Below are 20,959 nucleotides of genomic sequence, written 5' to 3'. Positions count from 1 at the left end.
CGACCTTAAGGCGGGCATCGTCTGCCCGGCAATTGACGGCCATTCCCCAAGGCGCATAATGCCGATCAATGACAGGCTGGCACTGTGCCTTTACCTCGCCCCGGAAGCGATCTCCGGCGGGCGTGGTGCGACCACCAGTCGTCGCGACAACCCCGAGTTTCATCCATTCCCGTAACGCAGGAAGCGTGTTCGCGAGGAGAGCCTGAATGAGCATGGAGCGTCTCAGTCAGCAAGTCGACGCCTACGTCGCCTGGAAGCGTGAGCTATTGCGGGAGATCACCCGCTATAGAAGCTGGCTGGAACACAACCGGCTGAACTCGGACGCGCTCTCCGCCAAGCTGGAACGTGCCCAGCGCCTGCTCCGCACCGACCACATCACCCTGGCCTTCGTCGGCGAGTTCTCCCGCGGCAAGACCGAGTTGATCAACTGCCTGTTCTTCTCCGAGTTCGGCCAGCGCATGCTGCCGTCCCAGGCCGGGCGCACCACCATGTGCCCCACCGAGCTGTTCTTTGACCCGCGCTCCGAACGCTCCTACATCCGCCTGCTGCCGATCGAGTCGCGCATGGCCGAGGCCAGCGTCTCCCAGTTCAAGCGTGCGCCCCGACACTGGGTGAACATCCCGCTGGACCCGAGCGACCCGGACAACATGATCCAGGCCTTCACCCAGGTGGCGCGGACCAAGCCGATGCCGGTGGAACAGGCCATCCAGCTCGGCTTCCACCCGGACATGCTCGACCCCACCGGCCGCCCCGGCGAAGTGCTGGTGCCGGCCTGGCGCCACGCCATGGTCAACTTCGATCATCCGCTGCTGCGCCAGGGCCTGCGCATCCTCGATACTCCCGGCCTGAACGCCCTCGGCAGCGAACCGGAACTGACCCTGTCGATGCTGCCCGCCGCGCAGGCCATCGTCTTCCTGCTCTCGGCGGATACCGGCGTCACCGCCAGCGACATGGACGTCTGGCAACAGCACATCCGCCAGCTGGACGAAGACACCCAGTCCCACCTGTTCGCGGTGCTGAACAAGATCGATGTGCTCTGGGACGACCTCGCCGGCGAGAGCTTCGTGCAGAACGCCATCCGCCGCATCCAGGAAACCACTGCCCGCCAGCTCGGCATCCGCAGCGATGAAGTGCTGCCGCTGTCGGCCAAGCAGGCGCTGCTGGCCAAGGTGCGCAACGATGGGGAGCTGCTCCAGCGCAGCCAGATCGGCGCACTGGAAGAGCTGCTCTGCGACCGGATCGTCACGCAGAAGGAGCGCCTGATCGAAGATCACGTGGCGCACCAGATGATGACCCTGCTGCAGAACAGCCTGCACGTGCTCAACCTGCGCCTGGAAAAGGTGCGCGAGCAGCAATCGATGCTCGACAGCCACCAGCAGGACAACGGTCAGATGCTTTTCGAGCTGACCGCGCGCACCAAGCAGGATCACGCCCAGCATCACCGTCGCCTGCTCGGCCTGAAGACCAACCAGCGCCTGCTCAAGCGCCAGGGCGACGCCCTGCGCAACGCCGCCCGCACGGAGCGCCTGGAAGAACACCTGGCGCGGCTGCGCCGCGAGCTCACCGGCAGCTGGACCACCGTCGGCATCAACCAGAGCATCCTGCACTTCTTCCGCTCCGTCGCGCTTGACCTGCACAACCTCGAACACGAGGCCGAAATGGCCAACAAGATGGTTGCGGCCATCTACCGCCGGCATAACGAAGAGAACCCGCTGAACGGGGTCGACGCCCCGCAGTTCAACGTGCAGCGCTATCTTCGCGAGCTCGGCCAGCTGCGCTCGAAGGCCGACCAGTTCCGCCTGCATCCCAAGACCCTGCTGACCGAGCAACGCCAGCTCGGCAAGCGCTTCTTCGACACCCTGGTGCAGGAAGTCATCGGCATGCACCAGCGCCTGCGCCTGGAAGTCGCGCAATGGGCCGGCGACGCACTGATGCCGCTGATGCAGCACACCCTGGAGCACAAGCAGCTCCTGGAAACCCACATGCTGCGCCTGAAGGCCCTGGCCCAGGAAACCCAGCTCACCCGCCAGCGCGGCCAGCAACTGGAGCGCTACACCGAGGAACTGGAGCAGCAGATCAGCGAAGCCAATGAAATGCTGCGGACCTTCCGCCTGCCCTCGCCGATGCAGCGCATGGGCAAGGTGGTCAACCTGCCGGTGCCCCCCCGCAAACAGCAGGGCGGCGAGTCCGCCTGAACGCCCGCCGCACCTGATTATTCAACGCTTTAGCCGCCGCCCCCTGCGCTTGCCGCAGGGGGCGGCGCTCTTTAGACTGGCGCCCTTCCCAGATTGAGAGCAGGGTCGCGATGCCCACCGCCATTCCCGCAGATTCCGTCGGCCTGGTCAGCCCCCAGGTACAGCGCTTCAGCGAACCGCTGGCACTGGCCTGCGGCCGCAGCCTCGCCGACTACGAACTGGTCTATGAAACCTACGGCGAGCTGAACGCCGACCACAGCAACGCAGTGCTGATCTGCCATGCGCTCTCCGGCCACCACCACGCTGCCGGTTACCACAGCATGGAAGACCGCAAGCCGGGCTGGTGGGACAGCTGCATCGGTCCGGGCAAACCCATCGACACCCTGAAATTCTTCGTCGTAAGCCTGAACAACCTCGGCGGCTGCAACGGCTCCACCGGCCCCGCCAGCATCAACCCGGCCACCGGCACCCCCTTCGGTGCCGACTTCCCGGTGATGACGGTGGAGGACTGGGTGAACAGCCAGGCGCGCCTTGCCGATGTCCTGGGCATTCAGCAATGGGCCGCCGTCGTAGGCGGCAGCCTGGGCGGCATGCAGGCCCTGCAATGGACCATCAGCTACCCGGACCGCGTGCGCCACTGCCTGGCCATCGCCTCGGCGCCCAAGCTCTCCGCGCAAAACATCGCCTTCAACGAGGTGGCGCGCCAGGCCATCCTTACGGACCCGGACTTCCACGGTGGGCACTTCAAGGATCAGGGCGTGATCCCCAAGCGCGGCCTGATGCTGGCGCGCATGGTCGGCCATATCACCTACCTGTCGGACGACGCGATGGGTGAGAAATTCGGCCGTGGCCTGAAGAGCGAGAAGCTCAACTACGACTTCCACAGCGTGGAATTCCAGGTGGAAAGCTACCTGCGCTATCAGGGCGAGGAGTTCTCCGGACGCTTCGACGCCAACACCTACCTGCTGATGACCAAGGCGCTGGATTACTTTGACCCGGCCGCCGCCCATGACGGCGACCTGGCACGCACCCTGGCCGGCGCCAAGGCGGACTTCTGCGTGATGTCCTTCACTACCGACTGGCGCTTCTCCCCGGCCCGTTCGCGGGAGATCGTCGACGCCCTCATGGCGGCGCGGAAGAACGTCAACTACCTGGAAATCGACGCCCCCCAGGGCCACGATGCCTTCCTCATGCCGATTCCGCGCTACCTCCAGGCCTTCAGCAGCTACATGAACAGGATTGCGGTGTAACCCATGCGTGCCGACCTAGAAATCATCCAGGACTGGATTCCCGCCGGCAGCCGGGTGCTCGACCTCGGCTGCGGCCGTGGCGATTTGCTGGCCTGGCTGCGCGACAACAAGCAGGTCAGCGGCTATGGCCTGGAGATCGATCCGGAAAACATCGCCCACTGCATCGACCGGGGCGTGAACGTGATCGAACAGGACCTGGACAAGGGCCTGGGCAACTTCGCCAGCAACAGCTTCGACGTCGTGGTGATGACCCAGGCGCTGCAGGCCGTGCACTACCCCGACCGCATCCTCCAGGAAATGCTGCGGGTCGGTCGCGAATGCATCATCACCTTCCCCAACTTCGGCCACTGGCGCTGCCGCTGGTACCTGGCGCGCTACGGCCGCATGCCGGTTTCGGAGTTCCTGCCCTACACCTGGTACAACACGCCGAACATCCACTTCTGCACCTTCAAGGACTTCGAGGCACTGTGCCGCGAAATGCAGGTGAAAGTGCTCGACCGGCTCGCCGTGGACAACGAGCACCGACACAACCTGCCCAGCCGTGTTTGGCCTAATCTGTTGGGTGAGATCGGTATCTATCGCGTCAGCGGTCCGAGCCTGACGGATCACCGCATCGCGGTCTGAATCAAAGGAGGCAAACCATGCGTCGTCTAGCCCTGTTCCTTTTCGCCCTTTGCCTGGCGCTGCCGGCAGCCGCTGAGCGCAAGCAGACCTTCGGCGACCTGGACGTGCACTACAACGCGTTCAACTCCAGTTTCCTGCAGCCGGACATCGCCGCCGCCGTGGGCCTGACCCGCAGCAAGACCCAGGGCGTGGTCAACGTGGCCGTGCTCAAGGCCGGCAAGGCCAGCACCGCGCAGGTCAGTGGCCAGGTGAAGAATCTGCTGGGCCAGGTCACGCCGCTGCAGTTCAAGCAGATCAGCGAGGGCGAGGCCATCTACTACCTCGCGCAGTTCCCCTTCAACGAGCGTGAAATGCTCAATTTCACCCTCAACGTGCAACGCGGAGACGAAGCGGCCCACAGCTTCAGCTTCGACCAGGAATTCTTCCCCGACGAATGATGCCCTTCAACGAACTGGTGCTGGCCAGCCACAACGCCGGCAAACTCAAGGAACTCCAGGCCATGCTCGGCGAGAGCGTGAAAGTGCGCTCCATCGCCGAGTTCAGCGACGTCGAGCCGGAAGAAACCGGCCTGTCCTTCGTTGAGAACGCCATTCTCAAGGCCCGCAACGCGGCAAGGGTATCCGGCCTGCCGGCACTGGCCGACGACTCCGGTCTGGCGGTGGATTTCCTCGGCGGCGCACCGGGTATCTATTCGGCACGCTACGCGGACGGCCAGGGTGACGCGGCGAACAACGCCAAGCTGCTCGACGCCCTGCGCGATGTCCCCGAGGCCGAACGCGGCGCGCAATTCATCTGCAGCCTGGCCCTGATGCGCCATGCCGATGACCCGCTGCCGATCCTCTGTGAAGGCATCTGGCGCGGCAGCATCCTGTTCGAAGCCCGTGGTGAGCACGGTTTCGGCTACGACCCGCTGTTCTGGGTTCCCGAATGCGGCTGCTCCAGCGCCGAACTGTCCCCCATCGACAAGAACCAGCTCAGCCACCGCGCCCGTGCCATGGCCCTGCTCAAGCAGCGGCTGGGGATATGAAAAGCACAGCGTCGCACCCGGCGGCCGGAAACCAGGCCATCGGCTTCCAGCTCCCGCCCCTGGCGCTCTATGTCCATATTCCCTGGTGCGTGCGCAAGTGCCCCTACTGCGACTTCAACTCCCATGCCGCCGGTTCCGAGCTGCCTGAAGAGGCCTACATCGATGCCCTGCTGGCGGACCTGGACCACGACCTCGGCCATGTCCACGGTCGCTCGCTGACGTCGATCTTCTTCGGTGGCGGCACACCCAGCCTGTTCAGCGCCAATGCCATTGGCCGGTTGCTGGATGGCGTCGAACAGCGGGTGCCCTTCGCCCGCGACATCGAGATCACGCTCGAAGCCAACCCCGGCACCTTCGAGCAGGCCAAATTCGCCGCCTACCGGCAGCTCGGCATCAACCGCCTCTCGATTGGCGTGCAGAGCTTCCAGGAAGCCAAGCTCAAGGCCCTGGGGCGCATCCACAACGGCGACGAAGCCGTGCGCGCTGCGGACATGGCACGCAAAGCCGGGTTCGACAATTTCAACCTGGACCTGATGCACGGCCTGCCGGACCAGTCCATGGACGATGCTCTCGAAGACCTGCGCACGGCCATCGCCCAGGGTCCGACGCATCTCTCCTGGTACCAGCTGACCATGGAGCCGAACACCGTGTTCTGGAACCAGCCGCCGGAGCTGCCCGAGGACGACATCCTCTGGGACATCCAGGAGGCGGGCCAGGCACTGCTGGCCGAACAGGGTTACGCGCAATACGAGGTGTCGGCCTACGCCCGCGACAGCCAGCGCGCACGGCACAACCTCAACTACTGGAGCTTCGGCGACTTCCTTGGCATCGGCGCCGGCGCCCACGCCAAGATGAGCAGCCCGGAAGGACGCATCATCCGCAGCTGGAAAACCCGCCTGCCGAAGGACTATCTGGATTCCGCCAAGCGCTTCCAGGCCGGCGAACGCCACCTTGACCACGACGAGCTGCCCTTCGAATTCCTCATGAACGTGCTGCGCCTCACGGACGGCGTGCCCGCGGATCTGTTCACTCAGCGCACCGGCATGCCGCTGGCCGCCCTGGCGGCAGCGCGCAGCGAAGCCGAGACTCGTGGCCTGCTGCTGAAGGACCCGCAACGCCTGGTTGCCACCCGTGAAGGCCAGCTGTTCCTCAACGACCTGCTGCAGCATTTCCTGCCTTGACGGGCGCACCACGGATTTGGAATCGTCTGCCCCCGAACCATTTCGCCAAGGACCCTCTGGATGGAAGTCGTACTGGATCTGATCGCCACCCTTTCGCGCTGGAGCCGCGGCCACCTGCACGATATTGCCCTGGCCATCATGGCCACCGTCCTGGTGCTGTTCGGGCCCGCCCTCAACGCCTGGGTACAACAGCGCATCGGTAGCCTCAACTTCCTCTTCCGCACCCTGCTCTTCGTCCTGCTCTGCGCGGTGGGTTACGGCCTGGCGATGATCTACCTGACGCCCTGGCTGGCCAAAGGGCTGGGCTACTTCAACAACTACACCCTGGCGCCTGTCCTGCTACTAGTCTTCTTCGTGATCGGTGTGATCGCCGATCGCAACTAGGATCGGCGGCTCCCGGCCGCCACCTCCGGGAGCACGCCCATGAAACCGATCAAGCACCTCTACCTGCACTTCCAGGACGGCCAGCGCCTGGCCCTGCGTTTCCCCCAGCAAACTGCCGACCCGGTCGAAGTGGCCAGGGGTTTGCGCCGCCAACTGGAGTCCCCGTTTCTCAGCATCGAGGTGGACGGCGACCTGCTGCTGATTCCACGGGAAAGCATCAAGTACATGCAGATCAGCCCCGCACCCCCGGCCCTGCCGGATGCGACGCTGACTGGAGCGGAGCTGATCAATTAGCACCACCTTACGGATGGGCGAGCCGCCGGAAACTACCCTCTCCCCCGGCCCCTCTCCCAGAGGGCGAGGGGTGACTTTCGGCTCGCCGTCGGCGCAGTCCTGTAGGGGCGAATTTATTCGCCAAGCAGGGCAAGGCCGTGCCCTGTGAGCGAATGAATTCGCGATTGAGATCGCCCCTACCAGTGCGACCCAATTACCGCCCATTAAAAAGCCGCCCCGAGGGGCGGCTGGGATGGCCAGGCAGGCCGGAATCAGTTGCCTTCGCGTCGTAGCGCCTGGGGTGTGAAATCCCTCGGGCTGAGCGGGGCGTTGAAATCATACATGGGTTCGTTGTTGTCGAGACCGTCGACGAAGTAACGATCGCCCACGAAATCGTAGATGGTTTCCAGCGTACTGCCGAACATCGGTACATCGTAATAGCTGATCGGATGGCTTTCCTGCATGCCGCTCAGGCGCCCGTCCTTGTCATAGAGATCAACGGCCAGAATCTGCCAGCTGTCCTCGTCCAGGTAGAAACGACGCTTGGCGTAGGGATGGGTGAAGCCCTTGCGCAGGGTCGCTTCCACCACCCAGACACGATGTTGCTCGTAACGCAGCAGGTCGGGGTTCACGTAGCTGGACTTGAGGACCTGCTCGTAGGGGATGCCCTTCTGGTGCACGGCGTAGCTGTTGTAGGGCACCAGCATTTCCTGCTTGCCGAGCAGCTGCCATTCGTAACGATCCGGCGCGCCGTTGTAGGAGTCCACCACGTCTGCCGTGGCCAGGCCATTGGTGTCGGGCTGCAGGGTGTCGTACGCCAGCATCGGCAGACGACGGACACGCCGTTCGCCGCGATTGAAGCGCCAGGCCTTGCGGATCGACAGCACCTGGTCGAGGGTTTCCTGAACCACCAGTGCCGAACCGGACAGCTTGGCCGGAGCAACGACACGGTACTTGTAGTAGAACAGCGTGTTCTCCAGGTTGCCCGGAGTCATGCCGTCGCGGCCGTAGACGAAGTAGATGTCCCGTTCCAGCTTCAGCAGGTTGTAGCTACCGTTGGCCAGGACCGCCGCCTGGTTGGTGGTGAAGTGAATCTGCTCGCCGCGATAACGCAGGATGTGGTTCCAGATGGCTTCCAGGCCGCTCGCCGGAACCGGGAAGGGAATGCCGGCCGCAACGCCCTCGACACCGTTGCCACCGGCGATCAGCGTACCGTTCACGGCATTCGAGCGGGTGGCGTCATAGATGCGCTGCGGCGCCGCGGCACTGCGATGGGTCGGGAAGACCCGCAGCTTGTACTCCGGATGCTCCTGCAGCAGGGCCTTGTACCCCGGCGTCAGGATCTGCTCGTACTGGGCGAGGTTGCTGCCGTCGATAACGAAGCGCGGGGCTTCACCGGCATAGGGATCAGGGTGGTGCATGCCCGGCTGGTAGCCAGCCGGCGGGGTGGCCAGGCCACCGTCCCAGGCCGGGATGGTGCCGGCGGCATTGCCGGCACGCTCACCGCCGAGTGGCGTGAGGTCCTGCCCGAGACGGGCGGCCTGGGTAGCGTCGACTTTGGCCTGGGCTTGCAGGGCGCAGCCGGCCAGGAGCAGATATCCGAATGTTCTCAACAACACAGCCTTCTCCTCACGACGTAATGGGCATTACGTCGCTCTTATTCTTATGCCGCCCGCTCAATGGGCAGGCGTTGCTATCGTCGGATCAGGTGAGGTGCCGGGTTAGCCCGGTCTAGTCAGGTGTACCGGTGCGCCGCTAGCGCGGCGCCCGATCAATCGATGCGCTGGAACTTGAGATCCCAGACGCCATGGCCAAGACGCTCGCCGCGGCGCTCGAACTTGGTGATGGGGCGTTCTTCCGGGCGCGGAACGTAGCGGCCGTCCTCGGCCAGGTTGCGGTAGCCCGGCGCAACGCTCATGACTTCCAGCATGTGCTCGGCGTAATGCTCCCAGTCGGTGGCCATATGCAGCACACCGCCGACCTTGAGCTTCTGCCGCACCAGTTCGGCGAACGCGAGCTGGACGATCCGCCGCTTGTGGTGACGGGACTTGTGCCAGGGATCGGGGAAGAACAACAGCACGCGGTCCAGGCTTGCATCCGCAACGCAGTCACGCAGCACTTCGAGCGCATCGCAGCTGTATACGCGGATATTGGACAGGCCCTGGGTCATGGCGCCATTCAGCAGGGCACCAACCCCCGGACGGTGCACTTCGACACCGATGAAGTCCTGCTCGGGCGCAGCGGCGGCCATCTCCAGGGTGGCATGGCCCATGCCGAAGCCGATCTCGAAGGTACGCGGTGCACTGCGACCGAACAGGGCGTCGAAATCCTGCGGACCGTCAGCCAGTTCCAGGCCGTACTTCGGCCAGCCCTGGTCGAGGCCACGCTGCTGGCCTTCGGTCATGCGCCCGGCACGCATCACGAAACTCTTGATGGTGCGGTGGTGGCGCGTTTCGTCGGCGGCAGCCGGCGAGCCCTGTTCTTCAATCATTGCGAAAACCTGTTAGTGAAACTTACAGAACCTGCTCACGATCTTGCGACCGTGATCGGCCCTCAGCGGATCAGACCATCCAGCGGCGACGACGCGCTGGCGTAGAGTTTGCGCGGCATACGCCCGGCCAGGTAGGCGAGGCGACCGGCAACGATAGCGTGCTTCATGGCCTCGGCCATCATGACCGGGTTCTGCGCGTGGGCGATGGCGGTGTTCATCAGCACGGCTTCGCAACCCAGTTCCATGGCGATGGTGGCGTCGGAAGCAGTGCCCACACCGGCATCCACCAGCACCGGAACCTTGGCTTCTTCGAGGATGATGCGCAGGTTCCAGGGGTTGCAGATACCCATGCCCGAACCGATGAGGCCGGCCAGGGGCATCACGGCGATGCAGCCCATCTCGGCCAGTTGGCGGGCGATGATGGGATCGTCGCTGGTGTAGACCATGACGTCGAAACCGTCCTTGACCAGCTGCTCGGCAGCCTTGAGGGTTTCGACGACGTTGGGGAAGAGGGTCTTCTGGTCAGCCAGGACTTCCAGCTTGACCAGGTTGTGGCCATCCAGCAGCTCACGGGCCAGGCGGCAGGTGCGCACGGCTTCCTCGGCGTTATAGCAGCCGGCGGTGTTCGGCAGGATGGTGTACTTGTCCGGCGAAATCACGTCCAGCAGGTTCGGTTCGCCCGGGTTCTGGCCGATGTTGGTACGGCGCACGGCCACGGTGACGATCTCGGCGCCGGAAGCCTCGATGGCAACGCGGGTTTCTTCGAGGTCCTTGTACTTGCCGGTGCCCACCAGCAGACGCGATTCATAGGTGCGGCCCGCGAGGGTGAAGGGCTTGTCGATCGGCGTTTGGCTCATGCTGGACTCCTGGCGGGCAGAGGGAATTGCTTGATACGCGAAACAGGTGCTGCGGATGGTGCGGCTGGGCAGGTTGAAACCCGCTCTACTAGCCGCCGCCGATGGCGTGAACCACCTCGACGCGGTCGCCTTCGCACAGGGCGGTGGCGGCGTGCAGGCTGCGCGGCACGATATCGAGATTGAGCTCGACCGCGACGCGGCGGCCGGCGAGGTCCAGGCGGGAAATGAGGTCCGCGACGGTCTGGCCATCGGGAAGCTCGAAGGATTCGCCGTTCAACTGAATACGCATGACGGATCAGTCACAACTGGAAAAGGGGACGGCATTCTAGCCCGATAGCCGCGCGGCACCAAGGCAAAAGGGCGCCATTCGTCCCGCAATTTGACGCCACGGTCAAGTTAACGACTCGCCAGGCTCCAGGCCGAAAGGCCCAGGCACAGCCAGCCGGCGAGGAAGGCCAGGCCACCGAAGGGCGTGATGATGCCGAGCTTGCCGATTCCACTGAGGGTCAGCAGGTAGAGGCTGCCGGAGAACAGCAGGATACCGAGGACGAAGAAGCCGCCCGCCAGGTTCACCAGTCGACCGGGAGCATGCAGCGCCAGCAGGGCCACGCCGAACAGCGCCAGGGCATGGATCAACTGGTAGTGGGTACCCGTCTGGAACACCGCCAGGTACTCGGGCGTCAGCCTGCTTTTCAGCCCGTGGGCGGCAAAAGCGCCAAGGGCCACCCCGGTGAAACCGGCGAAAGCGGAAAGCAGCAGGAACAGACGCTCCATGGGGACTCCAGACAGAGGAAGGACGGCCGCTATAATGGCGCGCAAATTTCCCTGGGCCAAGCCAGCATGTTCAGCACCATTCGCCGCCGCCTGTTCAAATTGCTGCTCTGGTTCGCGGCGGCGTCCGTGTTGCTGGTGATCCTGTTCCGTTGGGTGCCGCCGCCCGGCTCGATGCTGATGGTGGAGCGCAAGATCGAGTCGTGGATCGACGGCAAGCCGATCGACGTCAAGCGCGACTGGGTGTCCTGGGACGAATTGCCGAATGACTTGAAAATCGCGGTGATCGCCGCCGAAGACCAGAAGTTCGCCGAGCACTGGGGGTTCGACATCCCCGCCATTCGCAAGGCCTTTGCGCACAACGAGCGCGGCGGTTCGGTCCGCGGCGCCAGCACCCTCAGCCAGCAAGTGGCGAAGAACCTGTTCCTCTGGTCCGGCCGCAATTGGGTCCGCAAGGGGCTGGAAGTCTGGTTCACCGGGCTGATCGAATTTTTCTGGCCGAAGCACCGAATCCTCGAGGTCTACCTGAACAGCGTCGAGTGGGGCAACGGCGTGTTCGGCGCCGAGGCCGCAGCCCGCCAGCATTTCGGCGTCCATGCTGCCCGCCTGTCCCGCCAGCAGGCAGCCTTGCTGGCCGCCGTTCTACCGAATCCGCGCAAATGGAGTCCTTCCAGGCCAAGCGGTTATGTCGCAACCCGCGCTGGCTGGATTCGCCGACAAATGAGTCAACTCGGCGGCAGCACCTACTTGCAACAGCTCTGAACGTAGGAGCCAGGCGAAGAAACGTGCCGCCCCACTTCGCGAGCAAGCTCGCTCCTACAGGGCCGCGGCCTTGCCCTCCACCGATCAGTTCTTCATTGCCTCGCGCGGCACCAGGTGCAGGAGCTGCACCTTGCCTTCCAACAGGTGCGCGCTGAGCCCCTGCTGGGGATAGATCCACGCCTCGCCCTCACCGGTGCGCAGGCGCAGTCGGGGAGGCCCGATGCTGGCGGCCAGCCGTGCGGCCGATACTTCGGCCATGGGCACCATGTTCAGCACGGCTACCCGGTGCCCACCCAACTGCTCCAGCATCTCGCCACTCAGAGGTTGCTCGTCAGTGCCTGCGCCCAGAGCCTTGGACAGGCTGTTGCGTTCGCCATCGCTCAGCTCCAGCTCGCCCTCAAGGCGCCAGACGCCCTCTTCCCGCTCCTGCTCGGTGCGGTAGACCAGACGCGGACCTTCAGCACGCGGTTGCAACCAGAGCTCCCCCGGCGCCAGCTCCGCCAATTTCTCCAGGGGCAGGTCGCCTTCGGCCATGGGCACGATCACCGATTCTTGCCAGTCCTGCAGCCAGGGTAGCGGCTCGGCACGGTCCGACTGATTGCTCATCCACAGCGCCAGGGAAAAGAACAGCACGGCAACCGAGGCGAACAGCAGCCAGTGGCTGGTGCGCAGGGACGACATGGGCATGGGGGTTTTCTCCAGACAGAAAAAAGCCGCACCGAAGTGCGGCTTTCCCGGGTTTCTGCGTCACGCCTGAATGAAGCCTTTGAGCTTGTTCATGGCGTTCTTCTCCAACTGGCGAATGCGCTCGGCGGAGACGTTGTACTTGGCTGCCAGGTCGTGCAGTGTCGCCTTCTCCTCGGCCAGCCAACGCTGGTGGAGGATGTCGCGGCTGCGATCGTCCAGACCATCCAGTGCTTCATGCAGGTTGGCGGTGGAACTGTCGCTCCAATCCGCTTCCTCCAACTGGCGCGCCGGGTCGTAGCGATGGTCTTCCAGGTAGTGCGCCGGTGCCTGGAAGGCAGCATCGTCGTCAGCATCAGCCGCCGGGTCGAACGCCATGTCCTGGCCGGTCAGCCGGCTTTCCATCTCGCGCACTTCATGGGGCTCGACACCCAGGGTGTTGGCCACTGCATGGACTTCATCGTTGTTCAGCCAGCTCAGACGCTTCTTCTGGCTGCGCAGGTTGAAGAACAGCTTGCGCTGCGCCTTGGTGGTGGCGACCTTGACGATTCGCCAGTTGCGCAGGATGAATTCATGGATCTCGGCCTTGATCCAGTGCACAGCGAAGGACACCAGGCGCACGCCCATTTCGGGGTTGAAGCGCTTGACGGCCTTCATCAGGCCGACGTTGCCTTCCTGGATCAGGTCGGCCTGGGCCAGACCGTAGCCGGAATAACTCTTGGCGATGTGCACGACGAAGCGCAGGTGCGCCAGCACCATTTGCCGTGCCGCTTCCAGATCTTGTTCATAGAAGAGGCGTTCGGCCAGTTCGCGCTCCCGCTCGACAGTCAGCAGCGGGATGCCGTTGACCGCATGCACGTATGCCTCCAGGTTCGCACCGGGGGCCAGGGCATAGACAGGTTGCAGGGAAGTGGTCATGCGAATCCTCCGATTCACTAAAGCTCGCGCAGTGTAGCACTGGCCTATATGACTGCAAGGGGGTGTAAAAGTTTCCTTACACCCCTCGCAACACCCGCGAAAACCGATGGGTCCTAACGCGGCGCCAGCTCACTGAGATGACGGGCGACGGCCAGCCAGGCACCAATGTAGCCCAGCAGGACAGCGCCCAGAAGCAGGGATAGACCATCGGCTAGTGGTACGCCCACGAGCGCGAAGTCGCTGCCGTAGAGACCGGCCAGACGGACGACGGCATCGTTCAGCCAGTCCAGGCCATAGGCGAGCACCAGCCAGGCCAGGAGGCCCGCACCGGTACCGTAGAGCGCGCCCATATAAAGGAAGGGACGACGCACATAGCTATCGGTACCGCCCACCAGCTTGATCACCTCGATCTCGGTGCGGCGGTTCTCGATATGCAGACGAATGGTGTTACCGATGACCAGCAGCAAGGCCAGGATCAGCAGCACCGCCAGGCCGAAGACGAAACGTTCGCCCAGCTTGAGGATCGCCGACAGGCGCTCGACCCAGACCAGGTCCAGTTGCGCCTGTTCGATGCCGGACATTTCCGACAGACGTTGACGCAAGGCCTCAAGGGCCGCCTTGTCGACTTCCTTGGGGGTCACCAGGATCACACCGGGCAGCGGGTTCTGCGGCAACTCCTTGAGCGCCTCGCCCAGACCGGATTGCTGCTGCAGCTCGGCCAATGCCTGCTCGCGACTGATCCATTCGGCCTCGGCCACATCCGGCATACCGGCGATTTCGTCCCGTAGCTTCTGCCCCTGGGACTCACTGGCATCCATTTTCATGAACAGGGAAATCTGCGCCGCACGCTGCCAGGACCCACCCAGCCGCTCCACGTTGCTGAGGAGCAGGGACAGACCCATGGGCAGGCTGAGGGCGATCGCCATCACCAGGCAAGTGAAGAAGCTGCCGACGGGCTGGCGACCCAGGCGACGCAGGCTGTCGACCAGGCTGGCGCGGTGACTCTCCAGCCAGGCATGCAGCAGGGTTTTGAAATCCGGGCCGTCGTCGCCCTTCTCCGGCGAATCGACGTGCCGGGGAGAAGCCCCTACACGCTCGGCGGGCTTCGGCGGCGGCATCTGCTTGGCGCTCATCAGACCGCCTCCCCGTCGCCAATCAGGCGGCCACGTTGCAGGGTGAGCAGACGGTGGCGCATACGCGCAATCAGCGCGAGGTCGTGACTGGCGATCAAGACGGTGGTGCCCAAGCGATTGATGTCCTCGAATACACCCATGATCTCGGCAGCCAGGCGCGGGTCCAGGTTACCCGTGGGTTCGTCAGCCAGCAGCAAGGCCGGACGGTGCACGACGGCGCGGGCAATGCCGACGCGCTGTTGCTGGCCGGTGGACAGGTCGGCCGGATAAAGCTCGGCCTTGTCGGCCAGGGATACGCGCTCCAGCGCTACGCTCACGCGCTTGGCGATCTCCGGCTTGGACAGGCCATGGATCTGCAGCGGCAGGGCGACGTTGTCGAACACGCTGCGGTCGAACAGCAGCTGGTGGTTCTGGAAGACGACGCCGATCTGGCGGCGCAGGAAAGGGATCTGCGAGTTGGTGATGGTCGACAGGTCCTGCCCGGCCAGCAGCAGCTTGCCGGTGGTGGGACGCTCCATTGCCAGCAGCAGGCGCAACAGGGTGCTCTTGCCGGCACCGGAATGGCCGGTGACGAAGAGGAACTCGCCGCGGCGTACGCGGAAGCTCAGTTCGTGCAGGCCGACATGGCCGTTTGGATAGCGCTTGCCGACCTGCTCGAATCGAATCATGCGGACTCCCGCTCTGCGAAGAGGGCCTTGACGAAGGCGTCGGCTTCGAAGGTACGCAGGTCGTCGATGCCCTCACCCACACCGATGTAGCGGATCGGCAGGCTGAATTGCTTGGCCAGGGCGAAGATCACCCCGCCCTTGGCGGTGCCGTCCAGTTTGGTCAGCGCCAGGCCGGACAGGTTGACCGCCTGGTGGAACTGCTTGGCCTGGTTGATCGCGTTCTGGCCGGTGCCGGCGTCCAGCACCAGCAGCACTTCGTGGGGAGCGGTCTCGTCCAGCTTGCCGATCACGCGGCGCACCTTCTTCAGCTCCTCCATGAGGTTGTCCTTGGTGTGCAGACGGCCAGCGGTGTCGGCGATCAGCACATCGACGCCCCTGGCCTTGGCGGCCTGCACGGCATCGAAGATTACCGACGCGGAATCCGCGCCGGTGTGCTGGGCGATCACGGCGATGTTGTTGCGCTCGCCCCAGATCTGCAATTGCTCCACCGCGGCGGCGCGGAAGGTGTCGCCGGCGGCCAGCATGACCTTCTTGCCATCGAGCTGCAGCTTCTTGGCCAGCTTGCCGATGGTGGTGGTCTTGCCGACGCCGTTCACGCCGACCACGAGGATCACGTAGGGCGCGCTGCCGCTCTCGATCTTCAGCGGCTGTTCGACCGGACGCAGCAGAGCCGCCAGTTCGTCCTGCAAGGCCTTGTAGAGGGCGTCGGCGTCAGCCAACTGCTTGCGCGCGACCTTCTGGGTCAGGCTCTGGACGATGGCGGTGGTGGCTTCCACACCCACGTCGGCGGTCAGGAGACGGGTCTCGATTTCATCCAGCAGGTCGTCGTCGATGGCCTTGCGGCCGAGGAACAGGCTGGCCATGCCTTCGCCAATGCTGGCGCTGGTCTTCGACAGTCCCTGCTTGAGGCGGGAGAAGAAGCTGGCCTTGGCGGGCTCGGTCTGGACGGGGGGAACGGGGGCCGGCTCGACTGCAGGAGCGGGCGCGATAACCGGCACCGGCTGTTCTGCCACGGGTGCAGGTGCAGGTGCAGGTGCAGGTGCAGGTGCAGGTGCAGGTGCAGGTGCGACAGGCTCGGCGACTACCGGCGCCTCGGCAATCACGGGAGCGGGCGCTTCGGTCACGACCGGAGCGGGCGCGGAAACTTCGACAGGCGCGGGCGCCGGTGCCGGTGCTGGTGCTGGTGCCGGGACCTCGGCTACGACCGGAGCCGCTTCGGGGGCCGGGGTCGGAGCCGTTACGGGCTCAGCGACAGGCTGGGCAACCGGAACAATTTCAGGCGTGGGCGCAGGTGCGGCCGGCGTCTCTGCCTCGACAGGAGCAACCGGCTCCGCCGGAGCGACGGGAGCGGTTTCCTGGGGCTTTTTGCGCAGCCAGCCGAACAAGGATTTCTTTTCCCCGGCCTGGGCCGGAGCTTTCTTGTCGTCGTTGGAACCAAACATGAGTCGATTGCATCTCAAGGGAGCGGCCGTACTGGCTCTATGCCGGCCAGCTTCGCCGCCCCGGGAAGTCGGGTAGCCCCGGACCATTACCTGGTCCGGAGCCCCCTAAGAACCGTGCGTGCGACTTTAACCGCACACGGCTCAAGCCTACATGAAGTCAAGAAGCTTGACCGGTACGCACGGAGTGTTGCGCGCGACTTTACCACTATAAGCCGCTGTAGAGCAGAGTTACCTCTTGTCGCCGACTGTGGATCAGCGAGTGGCAGTTGGGGTGCAGGAGTACGCGGTTGTTCGGCTTATCCGAGCCGCCGTCCACTCGTCGGATGACGTGGTGGTCGTGCCAGCCGGTTTCCTTACTGACCGCGTGACCGCATAGGGCGCAAACCCCGCGTTGTCGCTGGAAGAGCCTGAGAATTTGTCCCCGGTATTGCAGTTTGTACTGCATCCGTTTGACTCGCAGATCCTCCCACTTCAACTCCTGTTCAGCGTCATAAGGCTGGTACGCCAGCGGTAGACGCTTACCCCTCCTTATTTCCGTGCTAGCCAGCAAGAACAACTGCCGGTAGCCGGTTTTCCCGTTGCCACTTTTATAGGGGTGCGCAAACACCCATTTTTGACCGCCTATGTAGTGGAAGTACTTCTTCTTAATCCATTTGGCGGACTTCTTAGGATGCCTGCGCTTCGCCCACCTCCAGATTCGCCAGTGAATCATGTGATCTAGCTTGCTGAAGGTGCGTTTTGCCACTACTTGGGAGTGGTACTGTGCCCACCCCTTCAGTACCGGGTTCAGCTGGCCGATTAGCGCGTCCTGCGTTAGCGCCCCGCTGTCTCTAACGATCTCGCTCACTTTCCGGTAGAACGCCGAGGCGTTTTTCCTTGAGGGCTTGATGAGCAGCTTGGTCTTCCGTTTGGGCGATTTCGGCACGTACTTCCTGAAGTTCCACCCTAGGAAGTCGAATCCGTCCAGGATGTGTGTGATGTGCGTTTTCTCCCTGGATAGCTCAACCCCTCGAACCGCTAGGAATTGTTCTACCCAAGGTCGGACCTCGTCCTCCAGCAGCTCTTTCGAGTCTGCAGTGATGACAAAGTCGTCCGCATACCTCACTACCTGAACCTTCGTCTTCTCGGCCTTTTTGACCCCAAGCTTTTGTGCCAGGTGGCGCTTCAGCTGAGTTTCCAGACCGTTCAGAGTGACGTTCGCCAGACAGGGAGAGATGATCCCACCCTGTGGCGTCCCGGCTTCTGTAGCTGCGAATTGTCTCCGGTCGACCACCCCGGCCCTCAACCATTTCCTGAGCATCATCTTGTCCATGGGGACGTTTTTGATCAGCCAGTCATGGTTGATGTTGTCAAAGAACCCTTTTATGTCCCCTTCCATCACCCAAGTCGGAGCCACTGGCGTGGCCAGCAGATGAAAGAGTTCTACCATCGCATCAGTGGTTGCCCGATCTGGCCTGAAGCCATAACTCCTCGGGTCGCTGGTGCTTTCGACGACAGGTTCTAGGGCAAGTAGATACAGCGCTTGCATGGCACGATCCAACATAGTCGGGATGCCTAGCGGTCGCCTTTCCGCCTTGCCGGGTTTGGGAATCCACACCCGCCGGAGCGGTTGGGCCCTGTATCCCCTTTTCTTGGACAGACTCATCACAGCCCGTAGTTTGGCGCTGGGCGTTGCCCATGTTGCTCCATCTACGCCCGGAGTCTTGCGACCCCGGTTCTCCGTGACTCGTCTCACTGCTAAACAGCGGCCGTGAAACGAGTGGGTCAGTAACCGTTGCAGGCGTTTAACCCTGCGCCAATTACCCTCCCCAGTAGCCTGCGCGATTTTCAGCTGCGTCTTCCGAACAGAGACTTGGATGTTGGCCCAGTCAAGACTGTGCCATTCCTCTGTCCCGTCGAAGGACGCAGACTTCACCGGTGTAGCTGGCGTCGTTTTCATACTGTCCTCCTGGTGGTAATGAGACCTTCAGGACGGACCGCCCCTAGGGGGCGGTTCACCCCTAGGGTCGTTGTTACGCTGGAATCAGCGGTTGATATCGCACTTGTAGACCAGGTGCACGTCGGCCAGGGTTGACCCCTGCCAGCGATGTTTCAGCTGGTATGCCCCCCATTACAGGCGGCCGTTCGCTTCTTGCACCCTCCTATTCCCCACACCCATCAGCGCCCCTTGCGGGTAGCCTGCCGCCGTTACTGCTGGTTAGGCGGGTGGTCGGGATTGCCACGTTCCCCAGATCGCATCAATTCCCCGTTTAGGCTCCGTCTTTCCCCCGGTAGTGCGGTGGTACCGCAGCGCATCGTCCTACTGCGCTGACCGACTACGTTGCCATTTTGGCCGGGGCCTAATTGCCGTTGGCCCGAAGATACTGACGAAGGTTCTGACGACGGTTCACATGTGTTAGCCATGCGGGTTTGGTCACTAGCCTCTAGAAAGCCGGGCAATTCGGCGATCTTGCGCTCCCCGTTGCCGGGGCGCGGTTCCCTAGGAAGGGAGAGACATTGTCGATCGGGCTTCACACCCCGAGGTTGGTCCCCGGAGCATGCCGATCCAGTGAACTGATGGGTACACATCAGGCTCGGTGCTCCCTGAATCAGCGGAGTTGAGCAATGCGGTCTGGAGCTCACGCTCCGTGCTTGGACTTGGTGCCTCCAACATCTCGCGACGGTGGTTACGGGCAAGTTATCCAGAGGCCTTTATGGGTGGGAGCAGCCCCTAAGGGTCGCTTTATCACCCTTGAGGCATGAAATATCTTGAAACAATCCCCAGGGTGGGAATTGCCTTTTGATGCGCCTAACCGAACGAATTTCAACCATTGGAGGTCGGATTCGAGGCGTAGTTACCCCCTGACGGGGATTTACCACACCCCCGCAAGCGGGTCGATTTGAGCTGGTCAAACCAGGCACAAGTGCTTTATTTAGACTGTAGCCCCTTGATATCAAAGGACTTGGTGTCAGGGAGAAAGCTCTCCGACTGGACTTGCCCCTATCAAACCGGACACCGGTACCCCGTTAAGTTGATGCCTCAGCCAAGCGTCTGAACTCCCGAGGTGAGCGGTAGTTCAGTGCGCTGTGCGGATGTTCCTCGTTGTAATGCTCGAAGGCGATGGCCAGGTTGCGCAGGGCCGTCGCTCGATCGGGCTTGGGCATGTGGCGGATATAGTCGCGCTTCATGGTCTTCACGAAGCTCTCCGCCATCCCGTTGCTCTGTGGGCTGCACACCGGTGTTGTCAGAGGTAGCAGGCCGATCTGCCGGGCAAAGACCCGGGTCTGTTCGGCGGTATAGGCCGAGCCGTTATCGCTCAGCCATTGCACCGGCGACGCAGGCAGCTCGCTACCGAAGCGTTGCTCGACGGCTTCCAGCATCACGTCGCGGACATCGTCGCCACTGTAGCCGTGTGGGCTGGCCACCCAACTGATGGCTTCGCGGTCGCAGCAGTCCAGAGCGAAGGTCACGCGCAGTTTGTCACCATCCTCGCAGCGGAACTCGAAGCCATCCGAACACCAGCGGGTGTTGCTTGTATCCACGGCGACACGACCTTCGTGACGCCGCGCCACACCCGGCTGCTTGCGACGGCGTTCCAGCAACAGATCGTGATCACGCATGACGCGGTAAACCCGCTTCACGTTGACCGGTGGCAGGGCCTGTTGCTCATGCTGCCGACGCAACAGACCCCAGATCCGACGATAGCCATAGCTGGGCAGGGCGCCGACTGCCTGCTGGATCTGCTCGACCAAGGTCACATCGTTGAACGCTCGGCGCCGACGAGGCCGCAGCCCTGGAGCGGGTTGTTTGAGTCGAGCCGTCAATTGCGAGCGCGCCACACCGAGACTCTCACTGACCGCCTTCACTGGTCGTCCCCCGGCAACAAGGGTGAGTGCGCAATCCATTTTCGCGAGCGGGCGATCTCCACCGCTTCCTTGAGGATCTCGGCCTCCATGGTCTTCTTGCCCAGCATCCGTTGCAGTTCGCGGATCTGCTTGAGGGCATCGGCCAACTCGGAGGCGGGCACCACCGCTTCACCGGCACTGACCGCCGAGAGGCTGCCGTCCTGGTAGAGCTTGCGCCAGTGGAACAGTTGGTTGGGGTTGATGCCGTTGCGCCGGGCCACCACCGAGACGCTTTGCCCGGGCTCGAGACTCTCGCGCACCATGGCCAGTTTTTCCTCGACGCTCCAGCGGCGACGCCGCTCCTGGCCGAGCACTTCGATGGTTTTGTCTTTGCTGGTAGTCATAAACACAGTCGTTTGCCTATCCCTTATGGTAAGGGGGAAACGGTGTCCTGTGTTTCAAGGGGCTCGTTCA

The 20,959-nt window shown here is 63.3% G+C and carries 21 protein-coding genes; 9 read left to right on the top strand and 12 right to left on the bottom strand.

The window, feature by feature from the left end; translation table 11 throughout:
- Positions 1-206 precede the first annotated feature (206 nt).
- The 8 genes from E8E95_RS03570 to E8E95_RS03535 all read left to right on the top strand — a co-directional run bounded on the left by E8E95_RS03570 (position 207) and on the right by E8E95_RS03535 (position 6,955).
- Positions 207-2,195 carry a dynamin-like GTPase family protein gene (locus E8E95_RS03570; protein ID WP_280348156.1) on the top strand — a complete coding sequence of 663 codons (1,989 nt, stop codon included), beginning with the start codon at positions 207-209 and terminating at the stop codon, positions 2,193-2,195.
- A gap of 110 nt (positions 2,196-2,305) precedes the next feature.
- The gene (locus tag E8E95_RS03565; protein ID WP_280348155.1) at positions 2,306-3,445 is read left to right on the top strand and encodes a homoserine O-acetyltransferase; all 1,140 of its coding nucleotides are present in this window, start codon (positions 2,306-2,308) and stop codon (positions 3,443-3,445) included.
- Positions 3,446-3,448: 3 nt separating this feature from the next.
- Positions 3,449-4,069, top strand: coding sequence for a methionine biosynthesis protein MetW (gene metW / locus E8E95_RS03560; protein WP_280348153.1), 621 nt, complete (start codon positions 3,449-3,451; stop codon positions 4,067-4,069).
- 17 nt (positions 4,070-4,086) lie between these two features.
- Positions 4,087-4,506: a DUF4426 domain-containing protein gene (locus tag E8E95_RS03555; protein WP_077524144.1), complete on the top strand. Its 420-nt coding sequence runs from the start codon at positions 4,087-4,089 to the stop codon at positions 4,504-4,506.
- Positions 4,503-5,096, top strand: a complete 594-nt coding sequence (rdgB, locus tag E8E95_RS03550) for an RdgB/HAM1 family non-canonical purine NTP pyrophosphatase (protein WP_280348150.1) — start codon at positions 4,503-4,505, stop codon at positions 5,094-5,096. The genes E8E95_RS03555 and rdgB overlap by 4 nt, the downstream gene beginning before the upstream one ends.
- Positions 5,093-6,277, top strand: coding sequence for a radical SAM family heme chaperone HemW (gene hemW, locus E8E95_RS03545; protein ID WP_280348148.1), 1,185 nt, complete (start codon positions 5,093-5,095; stop codon positions 6,275-6,277). Before rdgB ends, hemW begins: the two co-directional genes overlap by 4 nt.
- 60 nt (positions 6,278-6,337) lie before the next feature.
- Positions 6,338-6,661, top strand: coding sequence for a DUF3392 domain-containing protein (locus tag E8E95_RS03540; protein WP_120653596.1), 324 nt, complete (start codon positions 6,338-6,340; stop codon positions 6,659-6,661).
- Positions 6,662-6,700: 39 nt separating this feature from the next.
- The gene (locus tag E8E95_RS03535; protein WP_179058531.1) at positions 6,701-6,955 is read left to right on the top strand and encodes a hypothetical protein; all 255 of its coding nucleotides are present in this window, start codon (positions 6,701-6,703) and stop codon (positions 6,953-6,955) included.
- 251 nt (positions 6,956-7,206) lie between these two features.
- On the opposite strand, the gene E8E95_RS03530 is transcribed toward E8E95_RS03535, so the two are convergent.
- The 5 genes from E8E95_RS03530 to E8E95_RS03510 form a co-directional block, all read right to left on the bottom strand.
- Entirely contained in the window at positions 7,207-8,550 is a 1,344-nt protein-coding gene (locus E8E95_RS03530; RefSeq protein WP_280348145.1) for a DUF1329 domain-containing protein, read from the bottom strand.
- Between the two features lie 155 nt (positions 8,551-8,705).
- On the bottom strand, positions 8,706-9,425 hold the full coding sequence (trmB, locus tag E8E95_RS03525; RefSeq protein ID WP_280348143.1) for a tRNA (guanosine(46)-N7)-methyltransferase TrmB: 720 nt from the start codon (positions 9,423-9,425) through the stop codon (positions 8,706-8,708).
- 62 nt (positions 9,426-9,487) lie between these two features.
- Positions 9,488-10,282, bottom strand: coding sequence for a thiazole synthase (locus tag E8E95_RS03520; protein WP_077524138.1), 795 nt, complete (start codon positions 10,280-10,282; stop codon positions 9,488-9,490).
- 88 nt (positions 10,283-10,370) lie between these two features.
- Entirely contained in the window at positions 10,371-10,571 is a 201-nt protein-coding gene (gene thiS, locus E8E95_RS03515; protein ID WP_280348140.1) for a sulfur carrier protein ThiS, read from the bottom strand.
- Between the two features lie 107 nt (positions 10,572-10,678).
- On the bottom strand, positions 10,679-11,056 hold the full coding sequence (locus tag E8E95_RS03510) for a DUF423 domain-containing protein (protein WP_280348138.1): 378 nt from the start codon (positions 11,054-11,056) through the stop codon (positions 10,679-10,681).
- A gap of 66 nt (positions 11,057-11,122) precedes the next feature.
- Here E8E95_RS03510 and mtgA point away from each other — a divergent pair, with 66 nt between their 5' ends.
- A complete protein-coding gene (gene mtgA, locus E8E95_RS03505; protein WP_280348136.1) occupies positions 11,123-11,815 on the top strand; it encodes a monofunctional biosynthetic peptidoglycan transglycosylase in 693 nt (230 codons plus the stop codon).
- Positions 11,816-11,899: 84 nt separating this feature from the next.
- On the opposite strand, the gene E8E95_RS03500 is transcribed toward mtgA, so the two are convergent.
- The 7 genes from E8E95_RS03500 to E8E95_RS03470 form a co-directional block, all read right to left on the bottom strand.
- Positions 11,900-12,502, bottom strand: a complete 603-nt coding sequence (locus E8E95_RS03500) for a hypothetical protein (RefSeq protein WP_280348135.1) — start codon at positions 12,500-12,502, stop codon at positions 11,900-11,902.
- A gap of 60 nt (positions 12,503-12,562) precedes the next feature.
- Positions 12,563-13,417, bottom strand: a complete 855-nt coding sequence (rpoH, locus tag E8E95_RS03495; protein WP_077524133.1) for an RNA polymerase sigma factor RpoH — start codon at positions 13,415-13,417, stop codon at positions 12,563-12,565.
- Between the two features lie 113 nt (positions 13,418-13,530).
- Positions 13,531-14,550 carry a permease-like cell division protein FtsX gene (ftsX, locus tag E8E95_RS03490; RefSeq protein ID WP_077524132.1) on the bottom strand — a complete coding sequence of 340 codons (1,020 nt, stop codon included), beginning with the start codon at positions 14,548-14,550 and terminating at the stop codon, positions 13,531-13,533.
- On the bottom strand, positions 14,550-15,218 hold the full coding sequence (ftsE, locus tag E8E95_RS03485) for a cell division ATP-binding protein FtsE (RefSeq protein WP_016490212.1): 669 nt from the start codon (positions 15,216-15,218) through the stop codon (positions 14,550-14,552). Before ftsE ends, ftsX begins: the two co-directional genes overlap by 1 nt.
- Complete coding sequence (gene ftsY / locus E8E95_RS03480; RefSeq protein WP_280348130.1) at positions 15,215-16,660, bottom strand: signal recognition particle-docking protein FtsY; 1,446 nt, start codon at positions 16,658-16,660, stop codon at positions 15,215-15,217. The genes ftsE and ftsY overlap by 4 nt, the downstream gene beginning before the upstream one ends.
- A gap of 205 nt (positions 16,661-16,865) precedes the next feature.
- The gene (ltrA, locus tag E8E95_RS03475) at positions 16,866-18,599 is read right to left on the bottom strand and encodes a group II intron reverse transcriptase/maturase (RefSeq protein ID WP_280348128.1); all 1,734 of its coding nucleotides are present in this window, start codon (positions 18,597-18,599) and stop codon (positions 16,866-16,868) included.
- A gap of 1,067 nt (positions 18,600-19,666) precedes the next feature.
- Positions 19,667-20,889, bottom strand: a protein-coding gene (locus E8E95_RS03470) for an IS3 family transposase (RefSeq protein WP_280347810.1) whose coding sequence is annotated in 2 segments (ribosomal slippage) — positions 19,667-20,544 and positions 20,544-20,889 — 1,224 coding nt in all. Because the reading frame shifts where the segments join, the coding sequence is not laid out codon by codon here.
- Positions 20,890-20,959: the final 70 nt, after the last annotated feature.

The organism is Pseudomonas sp. BN414 (assembly GCF_029871275.1).
Classification (GTDB): Bacteria; Pseudomonadota; Gammaproteobacteria; order Pseudomonadales; family Pseudomonadaceae; genus Metapseudomonas; species Metapseudomonas resinovorans_C.
Note: the sequence above shows the minus strand (reverse complement) of the source record. Positions and strands in the feature narration are given on the sequence as shown.

What these genes read in the sequence shown, in the direction of transcription:
- ftsY (WP_280348130.1), bottom strand. Translation starts at nt 16,660, where the DNA reads ATGTTTGGTTCCAACGACGACAAGAAAGCTCCGGCCCAGGCCGGGGAA.
- E8E95_RS03570 (WP_280348156.1), top strand. Translation starts at nt 207, where the DNA reads ATGAGCATGGAGCGTCTCAGTCAGCAAGTCGACGCCTACGTCGCCTGG.
- E8E95_RS03555 (WP_077524144.1), top strand. Translation starts at nt 4,087, where the DNA reads ATGCGTCGTCTAGCCCTGTTCCTTTTCGCCCTTTGCCTGGCGCTGCCG.
- ftsE (WP_016490212.1), bottom strand. Translation starts at nt 15,218, where the DNA reads ATGATTCGATTCGAGCAGGTCGGCAAGCGCTATCCAAACGGCCATGTC.
- E8E95_RS03500 (WP_280348135.1), bottom strand. Translation starts at nt 12,502, where the DNA reads ATGCCCATGTCGTCCCTGCGCACCAGCCACTGGCTGCTGTTCGCCTCG.
- hemW (WP_280348148.1), top strand. Translation starts at nt 5,093, where the DNA reads ATGAAAAGCACAGCGTCGCACCCGGCGGCCGGAAACCAGGCCATCGGC.
- E8E95_RS03535 (WP_179058531.1), top strand. Translation starts at nt 6,701, where the DNA reads ATGAAACCGATCAAGCACCTCTACCTGCACTTCCAGGACGGCCAGCGC.
- ftsX (WP_077524132.1), bottom strand. Translation starts at nt 14,550, where the DNA reads ATGAGCGCCAAGCAGATGCCGCCGCCGAAGCCCGCCGAGCGTGTAGGG.
- thiS (WP_280348140.1), bottom strand. Translation starts at nt 10,571, where the DNA reads ATGCGTATTCAGTTGAACGGCGAATCCTTCGAGCTTCCCGATGGCCAG.
- trmB (WP_280348143.1), bottom strand. Translation starts at nt 9,425, where the DNA reads ATGATTGAAGAACAGGGCTCGCCGGCTGCCGCCGACGAAACGCGCCAC.
- ltrA (WP_280348128.1), bottom strand. Translation starts at nt 18,599, where the DNA reads ATGAAAACGACGCCAGCTACACCGGTGAAGTCTGCGTCCTTCGACGGG.
- E8E95_RS03540 (WP_120653596.1), top strand. Translation starts at nt 6,338, where the DNA reads ATGGAAGTCGTACTGGATCTGATCGCCACCCTTTCGCGCTGGAGCCGC.
- E8E95_RS03510 (WP_280348138.1), bottom strand. Translation starts at nt 11,056, where the DNA reads ATGGAGCGTCTGTTCCTGCTGCTTTCCGCTTTCGCCGGTTTCACCGGG.
- rpoH (WP_077524133.1), bottom strand. Translation starts at nt 13,417, where the DNA reads ATGACCACTTCCCTGCAACCTGTCTATGCCCTGGCCCCCGGTGCGAAC.
- rdgB (WP_280348150.1), top strand. Translation starts at nt 4,503, where the DNA reads ATGATGCCCTTCAACGAACTGGTGCTGGCCAGCCACAACGCCGGCAAA.
- E8E95_RS03520 (WP_077524138.1), bottom strand. Translation starts at nt 10,282, where the DNA reads ATGAGCCAAACGCCGATCGACAAGCCCTTCACCCTCGCGGGCCGCACC.
- mtgA (WP_280348136.1), top strand. Translation starts at nt 11,123, where the DNA reads ATGTTCAGCACCATTCGCCGCCGCCTGTTCAAATTGCTGCTCTGGTTC.
- E8E95_RS03565 (WP_280348155.1), top strand. Translation starts at nt 2,306, where the DNA reads ATGCCCACCGCCATTCCCGCAGATTCCGTCGGCCTGGTCAGCCCCCAG.
- metW (WP_280348153.1), top strand. Translation starts at nt 3,449, where the DNA reads ATGCGTGCCGACCTAGAAATCATCCAGGACTGGATTCCCGCCGGCAGC.